Genomic DNA, 20,694 nt, shown 5'->3' on the forward strand with positions numbered 1-20,694 from the left:
GTAAAATTAATCTGCATTTATTTCTAAAAAACAACGAGTAAAGCTTTAATTTAAACAGCCGACAGGGTATGTTAAGCGCTTTTGTAAAATGGTTTATACAAACGTGGATAAAACTGATTTTTATCAAAGCATGCTTGGGCAAGTAGAAGCGATTATTGCTGGTGAAAATGATACTATTGCTAACATGGCAAATATTAGTGCCATACTGTTTAATGCTTTTGATGGTGTTAACTGGGCTGGTTTTTATCGAATGGTAAATAATGAATTGGTTTTAGGGCCATTTCAAGGCCAAGTCGCTTGCATAAGGATCCCTGTCGGTCGCGGTGTTTGCGGTACGGCTGTAAGCGAAAAACGTATTCAGTTAATTGCCGATGTGCATCAGTTTGAAGGGCATATTGCCTGTGATGCAGCGAGTAATTCTGAAATAGTTATTCCGGTTTATCATCAAAACAAAGTTATTGCTGTGTTAGATATAGACAGTGTATCTGTTGGTTATTTTGATCAAGAAGATGCAAAAGGTTTGCAAGCAATAGTTCATGCGTTTGAACAGCAAATAACAGTATCGAGCTAGCCTCGTAATCAACTTGGTATTAAACTGAATGAAAGAATTTGTCGTAATACATGATTTTTTAGTATCAGACGCCGTAGTAGGCGACTGGGATGGTGAAGAAGAATGTGTTGCAGAAAAAGTAAATGAATTTTATCACACCATTTATCAAATGGCTGAAGATGACATCGACCCAGAGGAATTAACCAATTTGCTTAATTTAGTCTGGGATGCTTGGATAGGCGAAGATAGCCTTCCTGAATTAGAATATGATGATATTTATGATTGGTGCAGGCACTTGCTTGAAAACCGTGAACAGTATTTAGAACAAAACAACCTCTAATTCCAGCTGAACCCTCCGTATAGAGGCGACTTGGATCTAGAACAACAAAATTAATTAATTGAAGTAAAATATTATGGAAACAAAACGTATTACCAGTAAAGAAATCATTAGCCATTTAGTGGAAAAATTCCCGGCATGTTTTTCTATCGAAGGCAAAGTAAAACCTTTAAAAATTGGTATCTTTCAAGAGCTGGCAACAGAGCTTGAAAACGACGAAAAAGTTAGTAAAACTCAATTGCGTCAAGCACTTCGTCACTACACGTCTAGTTGGCGTTACCTTAAGTCGATTAAAGTTGGCAATCATCGTGTAAACCTTGCTGGTGAAGATGCTGAGCTTATCGATCAAGAGCAAGCAGACTTTGCTGCTAAAACGCTTAAAGAAAGCCAAGACAAATTTGCTAACAAAAAAACACAAGACAAAAAAGAAAATAAGTCTTATAAAGGAACTAAAGCAGGTGATAAAGGCTCTACAGTAACAAGTAAAGCTAAACCTAAGGTTGGCAAAGCTAAAAAAATGCCCGCCAAACCTAAAGTAAAGTTAACCAAAGTTGAAGCCAATTCATTAACTAAAGGTATGAATGTTATGGTTCAGGTTGGGAATTCACCATTAGATGCTACTATTACAGAAGTAGCCGGTAAAGATGTAAGTGTACAGTTAACCTCAGGTATGGTGGTTAAAACACAAGCGGATAAAATCTTTACCAAATAAACACTGGAGTTGTTATATGCAGAATATTTGTCGATTAGCCCTTGCCGTTTCTCTTTCTTTTTCATCTTTGTCGGTAGTTGCTGAACAAACGAAAGTTGCTGAGCAAACGAAAGTTGTAGAACAAGTTAAAATAGTAGAGCAGGACCTGCCGCAGTTAATGCAGGAAATGCAACATAAAAAAGCTAGTCAGCGAATATCTGCAACATTTTCAAGACAACACTATAAAAAGTTTATGATGGATGATGAACTGTCATCATTAATTTATGACTTTTATTTGAAGCAACTTGATTATTCTCGACAGGTTTTTCTAGCATCAGACATTGCCAGCTTTGAACAATATCGTAAAAGTTTTGACGATATGGTTGCCAGCGGCAAGCTAGCACCGGCTTATGATATATATAACTTAAACGTTAAGCGTCGTTTTCAACGTTATAAATATGCGTTAAGTTTATTAGAAACAGAGTTCGACTTTTCTATAAAAGAGCAATATGTGTTCGATAGAGAAGATGCTCCGTATGCAACTACTGAAGCTGAACTTGATGAATTATGGCGTCAGCGTGTTAAATCGGATGCGTTAAATTTAAAATTAGCCGGTAAAAATTGGGCTGAAATTAAAAAAGTATTAAGTAAGCGTTATAATTATGCATTAAAACGACTTAGCCAAGGTGAAAGTGAAGACGTTTTTCAAATTGTAATGAATGCCTTCTCTCGCACTGTTGAACCACATACTTCTTATTTATCTCCTCGTAACGCTGAGCGTTTCCAAATGGAAATGAACCTATCACTTGAAGGTATAGGTGCAGTGCTTCGCGCTGAAGATGACTTTACCGTGATTCAAAGCGTTGTCACCGGCGGCCCAGCAGATAAATCTAAAAAGATTAAGCCTAAAGATAAAATCATAGGTGTTGCTCAAGGCGATAAAGAGTTTGTTGATGTAGTTGGCTGGCGTTTAGACGACGTAGTTGACTTAATTAAAGGCCCTAAAGGCACAACGGTGCGTTTACAAGTTGAAAAAGGCGAAGATGACCCGACAATCGAGGTTATCTCAATTGTTCGTGACACCATCAAATTAGAAGACCGCGCCGCTAAATCTGAAGTTTACAGCGAAAAACAAGCCGAAGGCGAAGATCCTGCAAATGCTAAAAAGTTAGGCGTTATTACCATTCCTAGTTTTTACAATAAGTTATCTCGTGACGTTGCCAAAGAAATTGCCAAGTTAAAAGAAGATAACGTACAGGGCATAATTGTTGATTTACGTGGTAATGGTGGTGGTTCACTGGTTGAAGCCACTTTATTAACCGGTTTATTTATTGATAAAGGCCCGGTAGTACAAGTTAGAGATGGTGCTAATAGAGTCGAAATCAATAAAGATACAGATGGCTTAAGCTACTACGATGGTCCTTTAACGGTAATGGTAGACAGATACAGCGCATCTGCATCGGAAATATTTGCAGCTGCATTACAAGATTATGGCCGCGCAATTATCGTAGGTGAAAATACTTTCGGTAAAGGCACTGTGCAGCAGCATCGCGGTTTAGGTCGAGTGTATGATTTGTATGAAAACCCGTTAGGCAGTATCCAATTTACAATTGCCAAATTCTATCGTATTAATGGCGGTAGTACTCAGCATAAAGGGGTAACACCTGATATTTTATATCCTTCAGCTATTGAACCCGGTGAGTGGGGTGAAAGCCGCGAAGAACGCGCATTGGAATGGGATAAAATTAATAAAGCGTCATACCGTACAATCAATGATTTTACTCAAGATATTGCTTACTTAGATTCTTTGCATAAAGAACGTATAAAAACTAATGATGAGTTTGCATATTTAAATGAAGACATAAATTATTATCGAGCAAACAAAGATAAAAAGTCTGCATCTTTAAATTATGAAGAACGTAAAGCAGAGCGCGAAGAAAATAAACTTAAACGATTAACTCGAGCGAATATGCGCCTGAAAGCTATGGGTGATGAACAAGTAGAATCTGTTGATGATATCCCAGACTCGCTGGCCGATTTAGACCCGTTCTTAGATGAAACAGCATTCATCACGTTCGACTTGGTTGAAGTAGGAAAAATTGCTAAAAAGTAATTTTTGCATGAGTTCTGCATATAAACCAACCTAATTATCCGTAATGGCAGGTTGGTTTTTCGACAATCTTAATAAAAAAAACCGATGGAAGAGTAAAGTTATTAAAAATAATTTTACTCTTCCATCGGTTTTTTTATGCATGAATATTGATCTTTATTGTAACCTAAGCGCATATCTATTCGTAATTACTGCATGAAGTCATTTATACTCTAGGCCATACAAAAATAGCTTAGGCGTTTCTTAAAAGTAATTGCATACATTTATGCAGAACCATAATAAGATTATTAACAAGCTATAAACAAAATTTAGAAAACAATTGAAGTAGGTTTATCAATAATATGTCAAAGAAAGAAACAATGAGATCTCCAAGTCTGATGGATGCATTATTGCCATTAGTTATTATGGTAACAATGCTGACAGCTGCGGTGATGTATTTTGCTGATAATTCATCTTATGGCCCGAACCAAATTGCATTATTACTCGCAACGGGTGTTGCGATAATTATAGGGTTAAAAAATGGCCACAATTGGGTAAGCATTGAAAAAGCGATTATCAACGGTATTTCAATTTCATTAGGTGCAGTGTTAATACTGTTAGCCGTTGGGTCATTAATTGGTACTTGGTTATTATCAGGTACAGTACCAACCTTAATTTATTACGGTTTAAACATATTAAACCCACAATGGTTTTATGTTGCAGCGTGTTTAATATGTGGCTTGGTATCTATGTCTATTGGTAGTTCTTGGACCACAGCCGCCACTATAGGTGTGGCGTTACTTGCCGTAGCCAATGGCTTGGGCTTAGATCCGGCAATTACCGCAGGTGCAATTATCTCCGGTGCATATTTTGGTGATAAAATTTCGCCATTATCTGAAACTACCAACTTAGCTCCTGCTGTTGTTGGAACAGAGTTGTTTAAACACATTCGCTATATGCTTTGGACCACTATACCTTCAATTGCTACAGCATTAGTTTTATTTCTATTTTTGGGCTTCAGTGAAGATGTAAAAGATTCTAGTGAAAGCGCATTAATGCTGAATGACTTAATGGACAAGCATTTTGACATCAATATCTTTAACTTAATACCACTAGTGGTGTTACTTGTATTAGCGATAAAGAAAGTACCTGCATTTTTAGCGGTATCAATTGGCGCGATAACAGGCGCAGTATGGGCGGTATTATTCCAACAAGACTTTATCATGAGTTTAGCTGGTGAAGGCGTTGATGCGGTAACGGCTAATATTAAAGTAGTGTGGACAGCATTTTTTGATGGTGTAGCGGTTAATACAGGTAATGAAAACTTAGACAGCCTATTAAGCCGTGGTGGTATGTCAGGTATGTTAAATACTGTGTGGTTGATCATCTGCGCGTTAACCTTCGGTGCGGTTTTAGAGCACTTAGGTATGCTACGTAAATTAATGGATGCGATTTTAAAAGGTGTACATACAACAGGTGGTTTAATTACAAGTACAGTTACTACATGTATTGGTACAAACCTTGTTACCGCCGATCAATATATGGCTATTGTAATGCCTGGTCGTATGTACAAAGAAGAATATGAAAGCAGAGGGTTAGATCCAGTGGTTCTAAGCCGTACTTTAGAAGACTCTGGTACATTAACCTCTCCACTTATTCCATGGAATACCTGTGGTGCATACATGTACGGTGTACTAGCCGTTAATCCGTTAGATTATGTATTCTACTGTTTCTTTAACTTAATTAACCCAGTGTTAGCGGTTGTTTATGGCTATGTTGGCCTAAATATCAAAAAGCTGGGTAAAGCAGTAACAGCTTAATCAGCGTTAGTTAAATTTAATATTAAGGGCTTGGTAAATATTTATTTTTACCAAGCCCTTTTTTTTGTACACTAGCTAATTAATTACTTCGAACAACACTAACTATGAGCGTCTCATGACTGAATTTTCCCCAAGATATTTAAAAGATTATCAAGTTCCAGATTACAAAATAACTACCGTAAATTTAACCATAGAATTAGATGACACTAAAACCGTAGTTACTAATGTGATGGAAGTTTCGAAAGTAGGCGTGCATCAACGGGCATTAACCCTTGATGGTGAACATATGCAATTAATGTCTGTGATGGTTAATAAAGACAAACTAACGGCTTCTCAATACCAACTCAATGAATCTACGTTAACAATTGCTGATTTACCTGAGCAATTTACCCTAACTATCACCACACAAATAAACCCTGTTGCTAATACTGCGTTAGAAGGCTTGTATAAATCTGCCGATGTTTATTGTACGCAGTGTGAAGCCGAAGGGTTCAGACGTATCACTTACTTTTTAGATCGTCCTGATGTGATGGCTGTTTATACCACTAAAATCATAGCTGATAAAACCAGCTTTCCATTTTTATTAGCAAACGGTAATAAAGTTGAGCAAGGCGATTTGTCAAACAATATGCATTTCGTAACCTGGCATGATCCGTTTCCAAAACCTTGTTATTTATTTGCATTAGTTGCCGGTGATTTTGATTTATTAGAAGATAGTTTCACAACTAAATCGGGACGGGTAGTTAAACTTGAACTATTTGTTGATAAGGGGAACTTAAGCCGTAGCGAGCATGCGATGGTGTCTCTAAAAAAATCCATGCTGTGGGATGAACAGCAATTTAACCTGGAGTACGATCTTGATATCTACATGATTGTTGCCGTTGATTTCTTCAATATGGGAGCAATGGAGAACAAGGGATTAAACGTTTTTAATTCAAAGTTTGTATTAGCCGATGATTTATCAGCGACAGATGACGACTTCTTTAATGTTGAAGCCGTAATTGCCCATGAATATTTTCATAATTGGACCGGTAACAGAGTTACTTGTCGTGATTGGTTTCAATTGAGCTTAAAAGAAGGCTTAACCGTATTTAGAGATCAGCAATTTAGCGCCGACATGCACTCGAGCACAGTAACCCGAATAAAGAACGTTAAAATAGTTCGTGCCCAACAGTTTGCCGAAGATGCCGGGCCTATGGCGCATCCAATTCGCCCTGAAAAAGTAATGGAGATGAATAACTTTTATACCTTAACCGTATATGAAAAGGGCTCAGAAGTTATTCGTATGATGCACACTATTTTAGGTGATGATGCCTTTAAAGCAGGTATTAAATTGTATTTTGAACGCCATGATGGTCAAGCGGTCACCTGTGATGATTTTGTTGCTGCTATGAGCGATGCCAGCAATACTGATTTGAGTCAGTTTAAGTATTGGTACAGCCAGTCAGGTACGCCTGAGTTAAGTGTAAGTGATGAATATGATGCCAAGAGTAATACGTATCAGTTAACCATTGAGCAAAACCATCCTGAAACTCATGACAAGCAGGAAAAACATAACCTGCATATACCAATAAATGTTGAGCTGATAACCAGTGATAACAACCTAAACCAAGGTGGCTTGCTGCACAGTAAGCAAAAGACACAAACGTGGACCTTTGAGAATGTGTTCACAAAACCTGTACCTGCATTACTCGGTAATTTTTCTGCGCCAGTAAAATTAAACTACCAATATAACGATCAAGACTTGAATGTATTAATGGTTAACGCCTCGGATGAGTTTAATCGATGGGACGCCGGTCAAAAGCTGTTTGCGGGTTATATTAAGCAACTGGTAAACAACGCCGAGCTGGAATTACCAATGCAAATAGCAGAGGCATTAGCGCAAGTGTTAAACAGTGATGCTGATAATGCCTTTAAAGCAGAGCAGTTAGTGTTGCCAAGTTTTGATGAAATGGCTGCCGCTATTGATGAGGTCAACCCTGGTGCGCTGGTACGAGCTATCTCAATATTGAAACGTTTTATTGCTGAGCAGTTGCAATCTAAGTTTATTGCAACGTATCAATCGTTATGTACGAATGAATTTGCCAAAGATGGGGCCGCGATAGGGAATAGGGCACTGAAAAATGTTTGTTTAGATTACTTGGCATTGTTAGACGGCGCGAATGAGCTCGTCTTAAATCAGTTTAATCAAGCCAATAATATGACCGATCAATTAGCTGCAATAAAAACTGCCGCGCTTAATGACTTAATCTGCTTTGAAGATGTGATGGTTGAATTCGCTCGACAATGGCAAGGTAATACCCTGGTTATGGATAAATGGTTCAGCATTAATGCTATGCATAATAACGAAAATGTTGTGCAACGTATTACTGGTTTATTAACGCATCCTGAATTTAGTATTGATAATCCAAATAGGGCAAGGGCACTGATTGGTGCATTTGCTTTTTACAACAGTCATTACTTTCATAACAAAGATGCCAGTGGCTATAAGTTTTTATTCGAGCAATTGACTAAGTTGAACGCCATTAACCCACAAGTTGCTTCTCGTTTAATAACGCCACTTATTCAATTTAAGTCGTTTGATAATAACCACCAACAATTAATGAAAGTTGAACTTGAAAAATTAAGTCAACTTGACAATTTATCTCGTGATTTACTTGAAAAATTAACCGCAGCATTGCAATAAATGCTAAAAATGACGTAGAGCATAAAATTATTTTAATTTTTTTATGCTCTATTTTTAATTATTTTATTAATCCCCATTTCCTTATATCAAACAGAACAACCCGGCTCATTAAAGATCCATTTTGAATAGAGTATTTGCTTTAATAACTGGTTGGACCATTGGTACTTCTAGCCTGTAGCAAAGTCGATTTTTTTGCAAAAATTAAAACCAATTAAATAACGCCTTCATCTTTTAAACAAACGCTTTAAATTATCGAGTGAAAAATGTTGGATATCTGTACAAACCATTAGTTTCACTCAGGTTTACAAGTGTTATTTAGTATTGCCAACCTGTAAAAATAGTGTAATTATTATTTCTGCAATTATAAATTAAGAAAAATAACGCACATAAAACTATAAAGTTTTTCTAAATTCTTGGGGAAAAAACAATGCCAAGTTCTACTTTTAATTTTGGTAAAAATCGTATCGCAAAAAGTGTTGCAGCCAGTCTAATGGTATTAGCAACATCGCAAGTACAAGCAGTTCAATTCGATCTCGGTGACTTCAAAGTCAGTTTCGATTCAACATTTTCTTACGGTGAATCACACCGTATTGAAGATAGAAATTGGAATGATCTAGTCGGTAAGTCAAATAACTTAAATAACAATATTGACTGGGTAAACAACCCGCCTTCAAACTTTGATGTATGGGCTAATGGTGCCGGTAGTTATTCAACCAACGGTGATTTAGGTAACTTAAATTACGACTCAGGTGAAGCCTTTTCAAGAATGTTTAAAGGCAACCATGAATTAGATATTACCTATTCAAACGAAGTTGGCGATTTTGGTGTGTTTGTTCGCGGCATGTATTTCTACGATTTTGAAATGATGGATAACGATCGTCCATACACTAATCCGTTAACGGGTGAGTCTACCAGTCCTTGTGATGATGAAGACGCAAAAGACGAAATTTGTCGTGACGTACGTTTATTAGATGCATTTGCTTATGCCGACTTTTATGTTGGTGATACACCGGTAAGTATTCGTGTTGGTGACCAAGTGATCAGTTGGGGTGAAAGTACGCTAATTGCCCATGGTGTTAGTGAATTAAACCCGGTTGATATTGCTCGTTTACGCTCACCAGGTGCTGAATTAAAAGAAGCATTTATTCCATTTGGTGCGGTTTGGGCATCAGTTGGGGTTACAGAAAACTTCAATATTGAAGCGTTTTATCAATACCGCTGGGAAAAATCAGTATTACCTGCACCAGGTAGTTATTTCTCAACCAATGATTTTGCCGGCTCCGGCGGTTACGCAAATAACGTACAGTTAGGTTTTGGCGGTACAGCCGATGTAAACTTAGATGAATTAATTGCGCAATTAAATGCATTTAGAGGCGACTTCCTTTCAGGTAATGCAAGTGCTGCTGATTATATTGGTATTGCTCGTCAAGCAACGTTAACGCCGCAAAATGAAGACGCAGATATTGAGCCAGATGATGGCGGTCAATACGGTTTACGTTTTTCTTATTTCTTTCCTGAGCTAAACGATACTGAACTTAGCTTGTACCACATGAATTACCATTCTCGTCGACCGGTTATTTCAGGGCAAACGGCTAACTTTACTAATGCGTCTTTAGGTGCAGATCTTGGTATGATTGCTCAGCAAGGTGTTAATGAAGATAATATATTACAGCTTGGCGCATTTGCTAAAGCGGTATTTACATACCCTGAAGACATTTCTTTATACGCATTAAGTTTTAACACTACCGTTGGTTTAACTTCTGTTGCCGGTGAAATATCGTATCGTCAAGATGAACCGTTGCAAATCGATGATGTAGAATTGTTATTTGCCGCTGTGCCACAACAATTAGCCAATGCAGGTCTTGCTCCTTTAGATGGTATTTCACAAATGCCTGTTTTCGCTCCAGGTGAAATCGCAACAGGTTTTATTGAGTCTGATACTGTACAAGCACAAGTAACCTTTACGCATTTGTTTGGTCCTACATTTGGTGCAGGACAGCTTACTGGTTTAGTTGAAATCGGTGGTATCGAAATTTTAGATATGCCTGACGAAAATGAATTACGTTTGAATGGTCCTGGTGGAGCGCGTTCGGGCTCAACTGATCCAATAATGTTGTTTGTACAGGGCGGCACCGAGACTAATCCATTCCCAACAGATTTTGCTTGGGGTTACAGAGCGTTAGCTAAACTAGATTACAACGATGTATTTTGGGGCGTAAACGTTTCACCTCGTGTGGTTTACTCGCACGATGTGAAAGGTACAACACCAGATCCTTTATTCTTGTTTGTTGAAGAGAAAAAATCACTGTCATTAGGAGTTAGCTTTGATTATCAAAGTACTTGGTCAGCAGATTTTACCTATAACAGTTTCTTTGACGGTGTAGGCACTACCAACACCACTGAAGATCGTGATTTCGTATCGTTTAACATTAAATATTCAATCTAAGGTTAGAAACAATGAAAAATATTACAGCAATTTCATTAGCTATTTCACTGGCGCTAACTTCAGCAACAAGTTTTGCCAAAGTTAGTCCAGAAGAAGCCGCTAAATTAGGCAAAGAACTAACGCCAATGGGCGCTGAAATGGGCGCCAACGAAGATGGTTCAATCCCTGCGTGGACTGGTGGTATTACATCAGCTCCTGCGGGTTATAAATCTGGTGATCATCATCCTGATCCATTCCCAGAAGATAAAATTCAATATACCGTTGATAGCAGCAACTATGCACAATACAAAAGTTTATTGAGCTTAGGTCAACAAAAATTATTTGAGACTTATCCTAAAACATTCAAAATGAACGTTTATCAAACACGTCGCAGTGCTTCTTACCCACAACACGTGTACGATGAAACATTGAATAATGCATCTCGTGCTGAATTAATACGTGGTGGTAATGGTATCAGCAAAGCAGCTGTTGGTGTGCCATTCCCAATCCCTGCTAACGGCTTGGAAGCTATTTGGAATCACAGTCTACGTTATCGTGGCGAAAGCATTACACGTCAAGGTGGTCAAGCAGCACCTACAGCATCAGGCAGCTTTACTTACATTGGTTTTGATGAAGCACTAATCATTCCATACGGTGTTAAAGGTGCAAGTTATCAAAAACTTGAAGATACCAATATTTTGTTTAAGTTTAAGCAAAAAGTATCGCAACCAGCTCGATTAGCGGGTACTGCACTATTAGTTCATGAAACAATGGACCAAATTAAAACACCACGTCAGGCTTGGACATACAATACTGGTCAACGTCGTGTACGCCGTGCTCCTAATGTAGCTTACGATGCACCAGGTACAGCTTCAGATGGCTTACGTACAACTGATGATTTCGATATGTTTAACGGCGCACCAGATCGTTACACATGGGAATTAAAAGGTAAGCAAGAACTGTTGATCCCTTACAACGATTACCGTTTACACAGCGATAAAATAAAATACGATGATATTTTACAGGCAGGGCACATTAACCCTGATCTGGTTCGCTATGAAAAACATCGTGTATGGGTTGTAGAAGCGTCATTAAAAGATGGTACTAGCCATGTTTATAAGAAACGTACCTTCTACATAGACGAAGATAGCTGGCAAGTATCTGTAGCTGACATGTACGATAACCGTGATGAATTATATCGTGTGGCTGTTGCCCATGGTCTTAATTATTACGAGTTACCGGCACAATGGTCTACACTTGAGGTGTATCATGATCTGCAATCACGTCGTTATATTGCTATCGGTTTAGATAATGAACATAACATGTATGACTTTGCTCCTAAGCATAAAGACAGAGACTTTACGTCTTCTGCCTTACGCCGAGAAGGTCGCAGATAAGAACCATCCAAAGACAAAAACGGTTGGCTCTGCCAGCCGTTTTTAGTTTTAGGCTAGTTGTTATTAAAACGTTAATTTAATGGCCATGACATTTAATCAATGTGATTGCTATAACCATTGAGTTTAAAAATTTATGATCCGTGTATTCAAATGTGTACTAGTTTACTGCACCTTTTCCTTTTCTGCTTTAGCTACCAGTAATCCGGTTCCCGCTGAAATTTTACCATTAGCATCTAAATCGCTAATGTTGGATATCGCTAAGGTGAGCGAGTCATCATTAATTGCTGTTGGCGACAAAGGCCATATTTTGCTTTCATCTGACGGTATTGATTGGCAGCAGCAATCAAATCCGGCAAATTCTGCGCTAAACCGAGTTTATTTTTTAGATGAGCAACGTGGATGGGCGGTTGGTCACGACTCAGCTATTTTAAACACCATTGATGGTGGTAAAAACTGGGCCATTCAAAATTATCAACCTGAAAAAGAGCGACCTTTATTTGATGTCGTATTTTTTGATCAACATCACGGTATCGCTGTTGGAGCTTACGGTGTTTTTTATCGCACCAAAGATGCCGGGAAAACTTGGGTTGAAGAGTTTCATTTAGAGCTGGTAAACAGTGATGATCAAGAATATCTACAAGAGTTGAAAGTCGAAGATGAAGAATTCTATTTAGAAGAAATTGCCAGCATCCTACCTCATTTTAATCGTATTTTATCCGTAGGAAACGAGCTATACCTTGCGGGTGAAATTGGCATGTTGGCAAAAAGCAGTGACCAAGGACAAACTTGGGAGTTGCTTGATGAAATTTACATGGGGTCATTTTTCGATATCGCTCAGATTGATCAACAACAACTGCTTGTCGTTGGCTTACGTGGCAATATGTTTTCCAGCACAGATGGTGGCGCTCAATGGCAACATCAAGACACAGACACTACTGCCTTATTGAATGATATTGTTGTTACAGAACAAGGGCATGTATATGTGTTGGCAAATGCAGGGGTGATTCTAAGCAGTGCTAACGGCACTGATTTTACCTTAAGTACACAACCGGACGGTAAAGCCTTAATTGGTGGCGTTTGGTTTAATAATAAACTTGTCGTCGCCAGTGAAGTTGGCGTTAAAGTATTGGCTGTTAAATAAGTAGGAGCCAATGATGGCAATTATAAAATTTCTAAATCATATCGAACGTAACATCTTTCGCTTCAGGTTCTCTGTATTAGGTATCTTCCTTTTTATCACCGGTTACTTATTAGCGCAAGCAACAAACATTAAACTTGATGCATCGTTTGAGAAAAACGTACCGTTGCAACACAGTTATATGCAAACCTATTTGAAGCATCAAACTGATTTTGGTGGTGCGAACAATGTATTAATTTCTGTATGTAATACGACAGGTGATATTTTTAATGCAGACTTTTTTACCACGCTTAAAGGCGTACACGATCAATTGTTCTTCATTCCTGGCGTTAACCGAATTCTAGTTAACTCTCTGTATGCTCCATCAACTCGTTTTGTTGAAGTCGTTGAAGATGGTTTTGCTGGCGGGCCGGTAATTCCTGCCGATTTTCAGCCTGACGAGCGTGGTTTGGCTATTGTAAAAGGTAATATTGAAAAAGCTGGCATAGTAGGCAGTATGGTTTCAGATGATTATACCTGTTCAATGGTTAAATCATCGTTAATGGAAATTGACCCACAAACCGGTGAAAAGCTCGATACGTTAAAACTAGCCAAGCAACTTGAAGTTGAGCTGCGTGGTGAGTTTGAAAAAGATAATATCAGCATTCACATTATCGGCTTTTCAAAAATGGTTGGCGATATTGCTGACGGCGCGAAAGGCGTAGTTACATTTTTTGCTATTGCGATAGCGATCACCGCCATAATGGTTTACCTATTTTGTAATTCTATAACGTTAACTCTTCTGCCTATCCTGTGTTCTTTAATTGCCGTTATTTGGCAAATGGGCATGCTGACGGAATTAGGCTTTGGTTTAGATCCTATGTCTATCCTTGTACCGTTTTTGGTCTTCGCCATCGGCGTGAGCCATGGTGTACAAATGATCAATGCAATTTCCAAAGAAGTTGCTAAAGGCAACAGTGCAAGACAAGCTGCTCAGTTAAGTTTTAGGCGTTTACTTGTTCCTGGTGGTATCGCATTGCTGTCTGATACCGTGGGCTTTTTAACGTTACTAGCGATTGATATCGGTATTATTCGCGAGTTGGCAATTACTGCATCCTTAGGTGTTGGGCTTATTATTTTTACCAACCTGTTATTATTACCAATTTTAGTGTCGTTTGTTCGCTTCAATGAAGAAGAACAAAAGCATATCGTTGAAAATGCTGATCATAAACTGATGAATCGGTTGTTGTGGCGTAAAGCGGCTATTGTTACCTCTCGTAAACCAGCGGCGATTATTCTAACGTTCACGGCAATATTGTTTATTTGGGGCTTTAACCAAAGTGGTGAGCTAAAAATAGGCGAACTTCATGCTGGAGCTCCGGCTTTACACGAAGATTCTCGTTATAACCAAGATACATTTTTAATTACTGACAAATACGCAATCAGTGTTGATTATATGTCTGTTGTGGTTGAAACTTTTGCTGAATCTTGTGTAGAGCATGAAGTATTGAATACCATTGATACCATGCAATGGCGCCTGGAAAACGTGCCTGGTGTACAGTCAGCTGTTTCTTTAGCCAGCGTCGCCAAAATTGTAAATACCGGTTATAACGAAGGTAACAAGCGTTGGCAGGTATTATCACGAAACCAGCAAAGCCTTGTGCAATCTATTGCGCGTATTCCACATACCAGTGGTTTGTTAAATACTAATTGTAGTGCGATGCCAATCATTTTATTTATGGAAGATCATAAAGCAGAAACCATTGAACGCATTGTTACTGCCGTTAAAGAAAATGCCGCCGAACTAAATACTGATACCATCAAGTTTAAGTTAGCATCAGGACCTGTAGGGGTAATGGCTGCTACCAACGAAGCGGTAGCTGAAGCTCAAATCCCAATGATGTTTTATGTTTATGGCGCGGTAACCTTATTATGTTTAATCAGTTTCCGCTCGGTTCGTGCAACAGTTGTTGTTATTGCTCCTCTTTATGTAGTTTCAACACTGGCCCAAGCACTAATGACGTACCTTGATATAGGCTTAACTGTTTCTACATTGCCAGTAATTGCCTTAGGGGTTGGTATTGGTGTTGATTATGGTATTTATATTCTCTCTACCATGAGTGCCCATTTAAAACAGGGTGAAACAATGGGGCAAGCTTACCTTTCAGCTCTTAAAGAACGAGGTAGTGCAGTATTGATTACCGGAGTAACGTTAGCTATTGGTGTATCAACGTGGTTTTTCTCAGATCTTAAATTTCAAGTTGATATGGGGATATTATTAACCTTTATGTTTTTAGTTAACATGCTGGCAGCAATTATTATATTACCAGCCTTGTCTACTTTCTTATGGTCAGACAAAAGTCAGTCTAAAAAAGCAAGCAAGACGAAATAATTGTGATGCGATAAAAATATTTTTATTCAAGCAGTATTCACATAACTGCATAATTAATCACTAAAATGGCCGAAAGGCCATTTTCTATTTATAGCTACTGAATAATCACGTACATTTGCTTGATAGCATTATAAAAATTGGTATTTTTACTCTAATAAAGTACTCGCAAAACAATAAAAATCACAATAGAATCCGCCCCATAGACTATTCTAAAGTTATAATTTGCAAGAATTTACTATACTTGCTGTAATTAACTGTGAAAGTTTAAATAATCAATTACATTTCGCCTTAATCTGAGGGTAAAAATATGGCGTCATTAGATAATAAATCTTCTGTACTTTTTAAAAATGTTGCAAAATTAATTCACGATAAAGTGCCTAGTGAAACGGCCCCTTTATTAGAGAAATTTACCAGTTTACTTTATAGTAATCTGTCGAAAGATGATCTTGCTGGTCGTAATGACAGCGATGTTTATGGCGCAACACTAAGTCTTTGGAAAGCGCTGAACGCCCAAAAAGATGAAAAAGCCTTTATACGCGTATTAAACCCTGAAGTATCCAAACATGGTTGGAAGTCCAGCCATACTGTAATTGAAGTTATCATTAAAGATATGCCATTTTTGGTAGATTCAACGCGCATTGCATTAAATCGTTTAGGCCTATCTCCTCATTTAATATTGAATTGCCCACTAAATATTGTTCGTGGCTATAATGGCAGTGTTGAACAAATTTCTCCAGCTCGAGAAGATTTAAAAGACAGCATTTGTGAAACCGTATTTTTTATCGAAATTGATCGCTTATCTGATCAATCACAGTTAGATGATTTAACAGCTGAATTGCATTCAGTGTATGAAGATGTGTCATTAACGGTTACTGATTGGCAGCCATTAATGAAAAAATTCACTGACAGCATTAAAGGCCTGGAAAAGTTTAAAGCACAAGTTGATGACACTGACTTTAACGAAAGCAAAGAATTTTTAAACTGGCTTTGTGATAACCACTTTACCTTTATGGGCTATCGCTCGTATAACGTGGTAAAAGTTGAAGGTGATATCGCTTTAGAGGCTGATATCGATACAAGCTTAGGGTTATTGCGCAATTCTAATGGCACTAAACAACGGTTGATTTCTAAATATTCAGAATCGGCAAGAGAGTTAGCATTAGGTCAAAACTTACTGATATTGACCAAAACCAATTCTCGTTCACGTGTTCATCGTCCTGCTCATTTAGATTATATTGGTATCAAGCGCTTTGATAAAAAAGGCAATATTGTTGGCGAAGATCGTTTCGTTGGTTTATTTGGCTCAGCTTTTTACAATAACAGCGCCTTAAACGTGCCTATTATTCGACATAAGGTTCAACGCGTAGTTGATAATTCTGGCTTTGCCAAAGGATCACACGCCTACAAAACCTTGATCAATATTTTAGAAACATTCCCTCGTGATGAAATATTACAATCAAAAGAAGAAGAACTAATTAGCACCGTAAAAGGGGTGTTACAAATGCAAGAGCGAGACAGAACAGGGTTATTTGTTCGTCGTGATGCATTTAATCGATTCTTTTCTTGTATGGTATATGTACCGCGTGAGCGATATAACACCCGATTACGTATCGCTACCCAAGAAATATTACAAAACGCGTTTGGCACCTCAGCAGAAGTAGAATTTAATACTTTCTTCTCTGAGTCTGTACAAGCAAGAACACATTACATAGTCCGTGTAGACTCAACTAAAGCAGATATCGATGTGAAAGAAATTGAAAGCAATCTTAATCAAGCTGCACGCAGCTGGGATGACAAATTAGCCGACGCGCTAAACATAAATAAAGGTGAAGTGTTAGGTAAATCACTTAGCCGCAAGTATGCTAACTTCCCGCAAGCTTATAAAGACGAAGTGTTACCTGGTACCGCTATTGTTGATATTGAAAAACTTGAAGCTGTTTCGGCAGAAAAACCGCTTGAGATGTTGTTCTATCAACCACTTGAAGAAAAATCTGACTCGCGTTTTGTTAAATTAAAATTATTCCATAAAGGTGAGCCACTACATTTATCTGATGTATTGCCAATGTTGGAAAACTTTGGTTTGCGTGTTATCGGTGAAAGCCCATACATGGTACGTAACTGTGACGGAGAAATGTGTTGGATTTTAGATTTCTCAATGCTGTTAACCGGTAATAAAGAATTTAATTTAGAACAAGTTCAAATATTGTTCCAAGATGCATTTGCCAAAGTATGGCATGGTGAATTAGAAGATGATGGCTTTAACCGATTAATTTTAGGTGCTGGTCTTGCAGGCCGTGAAGTGTCTATTTTAAGAGCTTATGCTAAGTACCAACAACAAATTGGCAGCACGTTCTCACAAAGCTATATCGAATCAACATTTACCCGTTACCCGAACTTTGCTGAGTTATTAATTAATTTATTCGAACTTAAGTTTACGCCAAACGGTAAGAAGAACGACAAAGCTATTGCTAAAGTGGTTGAAACTATCGAGTCTTCACTGGATAACGTAGCAAGTCTTGATGACGACAGAATTATCCGTCGTTACGAAGAAATCATTAATGCTACGGTACGTACTAACTATTTCCAAAATAATGAACAGGGTAATATCAAGTCTTACATTTCATTTAAAATGTTGCCTGAGCTTATCCCAGAAATGCCTAAGCCGTTACCTAAGTACGAAATATTTGTTTATTCACCACAACTTGAAGGTGTGCATTTACGTGGCGGAAAAGTGGCACGTGGTGGTTTACGTTGGTCAGACAGACGCGAAGATTTCCGTACCGAAGTACTTGGTTTAGTGAAAGCGCAACAAGTAAAAAATACCGTTATCGTTCCTGTTGGTGCTAAAGGTGGTTTCTTCTGTAAGCAATTACCCGTTGGTGGCTCTCGCAAAGATATCTTTGAAGCCGGTCGTGAATGTTATAAAACCTTTATTCGCGGTCTATTAGACGTTACTGATAACATTGTTGGTGGTGAAGTTGTTCATCCAGAAAGCGTTGTACGCCTAGATGAAGATGATACTTATCTAGTTGTTGCTGCCGATAAGGGCACGGCAACATTCTCTGATACGGCTAATGGCATCGCTGAAGAATACGGCTTCTGGTTAGGTGATGCTTTCGCTTCAGGCGGAAGTGTTGGTTATGACCATAAGAAGATGGGTATTACAGCGAAAGGTGCTTGGGAGTCGGTTAAACGTCATTTCCGTGAAATTGATATCAACTGTCAAACTACCGATTTTACCTGTTTAGCTGTTGGTGATATGGCAGGGGATGTATTTGGTAACGGTATGTTGTTATCAAAACATATTTGTTTGCAAGTGGCATTTAACCACATGCATATTTTCATTGACCCAACGCCAAATTCTAAAGCGACTTACCCAGAGCGTGAACGTTTATTCAACCTACCGGGTTCAAGTTGGGAAGATTACAACCAAGATCTAATTTCTGAAGGCGGTGGTATTTTCTTACGTTCAGCGAAATCAATTAAGCTGACACCACAAATCAAGAAAATGCTTGGCACTAAAAAAGCGAGCATGGCACCGAATGAATTGATTCAAGCGGCGTTAAAAATGAAAGTCGATTTGTTCTGGAATGGTGGTATTGGTACTTACATTAAAGGTTCGAGTGAAAGTCATTTAGAAGTAGGCGATCGTGCTAACGACTTATTACGTGTAAATGGTAACGAAGTTCAAGCAAAAGTTATTGGTGAAGGTGGTAACTTAGGTTGTACGCAACTTGGCCGTATTGAATATACAGCCAATGGCGGCCGCATGAATACCGATTTTGTTGATAATGTTGGTGGTGTTGACTGTTCAGATAACGAAGTAAACATTAAGATTTTACTTAACGTATTAGTCGCTAATGGCGATTTAACCTTAAAACAACGTAATAACATACTTTACGATATGACTGATGAAGTTGAAGATATCGTATTAGAAGATTGTTACCGTCAAACTCATTCAATTTCTATTTCAGAGTCGCGCGGAGCAAGTAAACTTAAAGAGCATGCTCGCTTTATCCATCATTTAGAACGTGAAGGTAAGCTGGACAGAGGCCTTGAGTTTATTCCTAACGATGAAGAAATTGCTGATCGTATGGCAAGTAATCGTGGTTTAACTCGTCCAGAGCTATCGGTACTTATTGCTTACGGTAAAATGGTACTCAAAGAGCAATTAGTTATTGATGAAGTAACTAACGACCCATTTATCAGTGCGTTATTGATCAAAGCATTCCCTGTGCAATTACAGGAAAAATATCAGGCAGAAATGCAAAACCATCCTCTGCGCGGTGAAATTATAGCCACACGTATGGCAAATAACATGTGTAATTACATGGGCGCTAACTTTGTTTACCGTATGGGTGAAGAAACAGGTTGTGATGTTGCTGAAATAGCCAAATGTTTCACTATGGCTAGCGAAATATTTGAGCTGGAAAGTATTTGGTCGTCTATTGAAGCGCTTGATAATAAAATTTCAGCGAAAGTTCAAACTGAAATGTTATTCCAAATGCGTCGTACTATTCGCCGTACCACTCGTTGGTTCTTGCGTCACCGTAATAAAGCACTAGATATTGAGCAATCAATTGAGTTTTACCGTCCGGCATTTAAAGTGTTGGCAACTAAAATGGATAAATTCCTGGTTGATGAAGAAGCTCGTGAATTAACTAACGCTAAAGATAAATTATTGGCTGAAAAAGTACCTGCAAAACTTGCAGAGCGTATTTCATTGTTGTCTACGTTATTCTCAACAATGGATATTGCCCAAGTTGCCTGTCAAGATGCACGACAAGTTGAACTGGTCGCGCAATTGTACTTCCATATTGGTGTACGTCTAGACTTGCATTGGTTCTTGAACCAAATTACCCAGCAACCAGTTGAAAACCATTGGCAAGCATTGGCTCGAGCTTCTTTCAGAGAAGAGTTGGATTGGCAACAACGTGCATTAACGTCTGTAATTTTGCGCGGAAGCCCTGAAAGTAAAGACATTGAGCAAATGTTTGAAACTTGGATGGAAACGTCTTCGCAACCAATTGAGCGTTGGCAGCAAATACTTGCCGACTTTAGAACAACCAAAACACACGAGTTTGCCAAGTTCTCAGTGGCATTACGTGAATTAATGTTGCTTGCTCATCAGTAGTATAAATATTTATACTGTTTAACTGAAAAATGATAAACTCCTTTTTTTAAGGGAGT

General features: G+C 38.3%; 11 protein-coding genes. All 11 read left to right on the top strand.

Annotation, left to right across the window (positions count from 1 at the left end; all coding sequences use genetic code 11):
• Nucleotides 1-103 precede the first annotated feature (103 nt).
• On the top strand, nucleotides 104-571 hold the full coding sequence (locus tag RI845_RS07880) for a GAF domain-containing protein (protein WP_348389520.1): 468 nt from the start codon (nucleotides 104-106) through the stop codon (nucleotides 569-571).
• A 28-nt stretch (nucleotides 572-599) separates the two neighbouring features.
• Complete coding sequence (locus RI845_RS07885) at nucleotides 600-890, top strand: hypothetical protein (RefSeq protein ID WP_348389187.1); 291 nt, start codon at nucleotides 600-602, stop codon at nucleotides 888-890.
• A gap of 70 nt (nucleotides 891-960) precedes the next feature.
• A complete protein-coding gene (gene proQ / locus RI845_RS07890) occupies nucleotides 961-1,599 on the top strand; it encodes an RNA chaperone ProQ (protein WP_348389521.1) in 639 nt (212 codons plus the stop codon).
• A gap of 16 nt (nucleotides 1,600-1,615) precedes the next feature.
• Nucleotides 1,616-3,691, top strand: a complete 2,076-nt coding sequence (gene prc / locus RI845_RS07895; RefSeq protein ID WP_348389188.1) for a carboxy terminal-processing peptidase — start codon at nucleotides 1,616-1,618, stop codon at nucleotides 3,689-3,691.
• Nucleotides 3,692-4,029: 338 nt separating this feature from the next.
• Nucleotides 4,030-5,487, top strand: a complete 1,458-nt coding sequence (gene nhaC / locus RI845_RS07900; RefSeq protein WP_348389189.1) for a Na+/H+ antiporter NhaC — start codon at nucleotides 4,030-4,032, stop codon at nucleotides 5,485-5,487.
• Nucleotides 5,488-5,602: 115 nt separating this feature from the next.
• On the top strand, nucleotides 5,603-8,173 hold the full coding sequence (pepN, locus tag RI845_RS07905; RefSeq protein ID WP_348389190.1) for an aminopeptidase N: 2,571 nt from the start codon (nucleotides 5,603-5,605) through the stop codon (nucleotides 8,171-8,173).
• Between the two features lie 427 nt (nucleotides 8,174-8,600).
• Nucleotides 8,601-10,619, top strand: coding sequence for a DUF1302 domain-containing protein (locus RI845_RS07910; protein ID WP_348389191.1), 2,019 nt, complete (start codon nucleotides 8,601-8,603; stop codon nucleotides 10,617-10,619).
• An 11-nt stretch (nucleotides 10,620-10,630) separates the two neighbouring features.
• Nucleotides 10,631-11,995 carry a DUF1329 domain-containing protein gene (locus RI845_RS07915; protein WP_348389192.1) on the top strand — a complete coding sequence of 455 codons (1,365 nt, stop codon included), beginning with the start codon at nucleotides 10,631-10,633 and terminating at the stop codon, nucleotides 11,993-11,995.
• 133 nt (nucleotides 11,996-12,128) lie between these two features.
• Entirely contained in the window at nucleotides 12,129-13,136 is a 1,008-nt protein-coding gene (locus tag RI845_RS07920; RefSeq protein ID WP_348389193.1) for a WD40/YVTN/BNR-like repeat-containing protein, read from the top strand.
• Nucleotides 13,137-13,146: 10 nt separating this feature from the next.
• The gene (locus tag RI845_RS07925) at nucleotides 13,147-15,504 is read left to right on the top strand and encodes an efflux RND transporter permease subunit (protein WP_348389194.1); all 2,358 of its coding nucleotides are present in this window, start codon (nucleotides 13,147-13,149) and stop codon (nucleotides 15,502-15,504) included.
• Nucleotides 15,505-15,811: 307 nt separating this feature from the next.
• The gene (locus RI845_RS07930; protein WP_348389195.1) at nucleotides 15,812-20,638 is read left to right on the top strand and encodes an NAD-glutamate dehydrogenase; all 4,827 of its coding nucleotides are present in this window, start codon (nucleotides 15,812-15,814) and stop codon (nucleotides 20,636-20,638) included.
• The last annotated feature ends 56 nt before the right edge of the window (nucleotides 20,639-20,694 follow it).

This window comes from Thalassotalea nanhaiensis (genome assembly GCF_031583575.1).
In the GTDB taxonomy this organism is placed as follows: Bacteria; Pseudomonadota; Gammaproteobacteria; order Enterobacterales; family Alteromonadaceae; genus Thalassotalea_A; species Thalassotalea_A nanhaiensis.